Raw genomic sequence first — 2,913 nt, 5'->3', positions numbered from 1 at the left:
GCTCCCGGAGCGGGGTCGTCTCCTCGTCCTGGGGCGCGGGTCCCGCCGCGGAGCGCGAAGGCGCATGCCCGCGCTTCCCGGCCGGTGCTCCGTGGGCCTCGTGCGTCGTCGCGGCGGAGTCCTTCCCATGCTTCGCGGCCGTCGCTCCGCTGGCCTCGTGCGTGGCCGCGGCGGAGTCCTTCCCATGCTTCGCGGCCGTCGCTCCGCTGGCCTCGTGCGTGGTGGCCGCGGCGGAGTCCTTCCCATGCTTCGCGGCCGTCGCTCCGCTGGCCTCCTGCGTGGCCTCGCCGGAGTCCCTGCCGTACTTCGTGGCCGGAGCCTCGTCGCGCGAATTCGCACGCGACTCGAACTTGTGGACCGCGGCGGCGGGAGTGCGTGGCGGCGTCGCGGCCGGCTTCTCGTCCGGGCTCCGACCCTTGCTGCCCTTCGGAGGCTTCGCGCGCTGCGCGTCCTTCGCACCGCCCCTGGTATTCCCGCCCTTGCCCGCGGCCTTCGCGCTCTTCCCCGCGCCGTCCTTCGTGGCCCTGGCGGACTTGGACGCAGCGGCCGGCTTCTTCGAGGCCTTCGCGTCGGCTCCGCCCCCCTGCGCATCCGCCGCGCGAGGCGCAGCGCCCCGCTGGAAGGGATCATTCCCGAGGACACCCTTGGTCATGAATGGCTCCTTCGGAGCGCCGCGGCGGCGTCCCTGACGTGGTGGAGGGGCACGAACCCCAGAGCGGACTCCGCGCGTTCTCCGTCCGCGACCCAGGAGTAATGCATGTAGTCGAGCAGGGCCACCGGCAACGTGCCAGCACCCAGCACTCCCAACGCGCGAAGTGCTCCACGAAACAACGGCCCAGGCAGGGGGAGCGGTTGCGCGCCCGCCTGGCGGATGAGCCCGGACAGGGGCAGCACACCCCGCCCCACGATGTTGAACTCTCCCGCCGTGTCCGCCCGCAGGGCCAGGTGCAGCGCCCGGCCCGCGTCCTCCTCGTGAACCGCCTGCCAGAGGGGGTCGAACCCCAACAGCGTGGGCACCACGGCCTGGGACAGCAGGCGCGTGGCGGGATTGTCCAGGCTCCGACCAAGCAGGGGCGCGAACCTCAACACCAGCGTGCGCGTGTCGGGGTGCCGTTCGCGGAAGGCCCGCACCTGACCTTCGACCTCCACCTTGTCGTTCACGAACCGGCTGTGCGGACAGCCGAACAGGGGTGAGCCCTCCCTCAGCAGCGCCGGGTTGTTGCCCCGGGCCCCGTAGGTCGCGGTGAGCGACGGCACCACCAGCCGCGGCAGCTTCGCGCGGCCCACCGCCGTCAGCACGTTCATCGTACCGATGACCTCCAGCTCGTGCGCCAGGGGGCCGTTGAGGATGGGTCCGAAAAGGAACGCCAGGTGGAAGAGCGCGTCCACGGGCCGCTCAGTGAGCGCGTCGGTCAGCTCACCTTCCGCGTCGTAGCGGGTGAGGTCCACCCGGTGGAACTCCACCTTCTTCGCGCCCTGGGGCTCCTTCGTGTCGAGCACGAGGATGCTCTCCACCGCCGGGTCCTCTTCCAGCCTCGGCAGGAGCAGCTTGCCGTAGTCGCCATTGGCGCCTGTCACCGCGATGCGCATCGGGCCCTTGCCTGCTCGGATCACTTCCATTCGCAGGGGCGGGTGTTAGCCCAGCCGTCCGGGAATGTCAGCCGCGTGCGCCGGTGATGTTCTGGACAACGTCATCCAGGTGGCGGAGGGTCGAAGGCCGTCATGTCCCGAATCGCGCGCCTGAGCGACGTGCTCATCAACAAGATCGCCGCTGGCGAGGTGGTGGAACGCCCCGCCTCCGTGGTGAAGGAGCTGTGCGAGAACTCGCTCGACGCGGGCGCCCGCACCGTGCGCGTGGAGCTGGAGGGCGGGGGCGTGGGCCGCATCACCGTGTCCGACGACGGCCACGGCATGAACCGCGAGGACGCCACGCTCTGCCTGGAGCGCCACGCCACCAGCAAGCTGCGCGAGCTGGACGACCTGTTCCACATCGACTCCATGGGGTTCCGCGGCGAGGCCATCCCCGCCATCGCCTCCGTGTCGCGCTTCACGCTTCACACCGCGGAGCCCGAAGCGCACGTGGGCACGAAGGTCACGGTGGAGGGCGGAGGCCCGCCCGTCGCGGAGGACGCGCCGCCCCGCGTGGGCACCGTCATCACCGTGGAGGACCTGTTCTTCAACGTGCCCGCGCGCCGCAAGTTCATGCGCCAGGGCGCCACCGAGCTCAAGCACTGCGAGGAGTCCGTGGTGCGCCTCGCGCTCGCGCACCCGGAGGTCGCCTTCTTCGCGTCGCACGAGGGCCACGAGCTCTTCGCCAGCCCCGCGAGCGAGCACGATCCGCGCGAGCGCATCGCCGCGGCGCTGGGCCCCGCGTCCTTCGCGCACCTGTTCCCGGTGGAGGAGCGGCGGCTGGGCGTGAGCGTGACGGGCTACCTCGCGTCGCCGGAGTACACGCTGCCCAACGCGCGCGGGCTCTACACCTTCGTCAACCGCCGCTACATCCGCGACCGCGGCCTCATCAGCACCGTGCAGCGCGCGTTCCAGGACTTCCTGCCCGCGGGCCGCCAGCCGGTGGTGGTGCTGCACATCGACGTGGAGCCCCGCGCGGTGGACGTCAACGTCCACCCCCAGAAGCAGGAGGTCCGCTTCGCCGACGCCCGGGGCGTGCAGGACGCGCTGAGCGCCGCCCTCACGCGGGTCTTGCGTGCGGCCCCATGGCTGGGCACGCCGGAGCAGCAGGCCGCCAACCCTCCGCCCCGCGACGCCGCGCACTACGCGCACGCAGTGGAGCGCTTCCTCACCCGCGCCCAGGAGGCCACCTGGGGCGCGCCGCTGCCCACGGCGATGGATGCGCCGGGTGGCTCCGCGCCGCCCCGTCCCCAGGGGGCTCCCTACGGGCTGTCTCTTATACAC

General features: G+C 72.1%; 2 protein-coding genes and 1 pseudogene. 1 reads left to right on the top strand and 2 read right to left on the bottom strand.

All coding sequences use genetic code 11. The features are described 5' to 3' along the window. Together D7V93_RS41180 and D7V93_RS41175 are read right to left on the bottom strand one after the other, a co-directional pair. Positions 1 to 652: pseudogene (locus tag D7V93_RS41180) on the bottom strand (hypothetical protein); the annotation flags it as partial. After that, a complete protein-coding gene (locus D7V93_RS41175) occupies positions 649 to 1,620 on the bottom strand; it encodes an SDR family oxidoreductase (RefSeq protein WP_120648447.1) in 972 nt (323 codons plus the stop codon). The gene D7V93_RS41175 and the pseudogene D7V93_RS41180, both read right to left, overlap by 4 nt. Before the next feature lie 102 nt (positions 1,621 to 1,722). On the opposite strand from D7V93_RS41175, the gene mutL reads away from it, so the two are divergent. Continuing rightward, the coding region (mutL, locus tag D7V93_RS41170) for a DNA mismatch repair endonuclease MutL (RefSeq protein ID WP_120648446.1) at positions 1,723 to 2,913 on the top strand (1,191 nt) is incomplete at its 3' end.

Source organism: Corallococcus llansteffanensis, from assembly GCF_003612055.1.
Classification (GTDB): Bacteria; Myxococcota; Myxococcia; order Myxococcales; family Myxococcaceae; genus Corallococcus; species Corallococcus llansteffanensis.
This window is presented reverse-complemented; position numbering and strand designations above follow the sequence as displayed.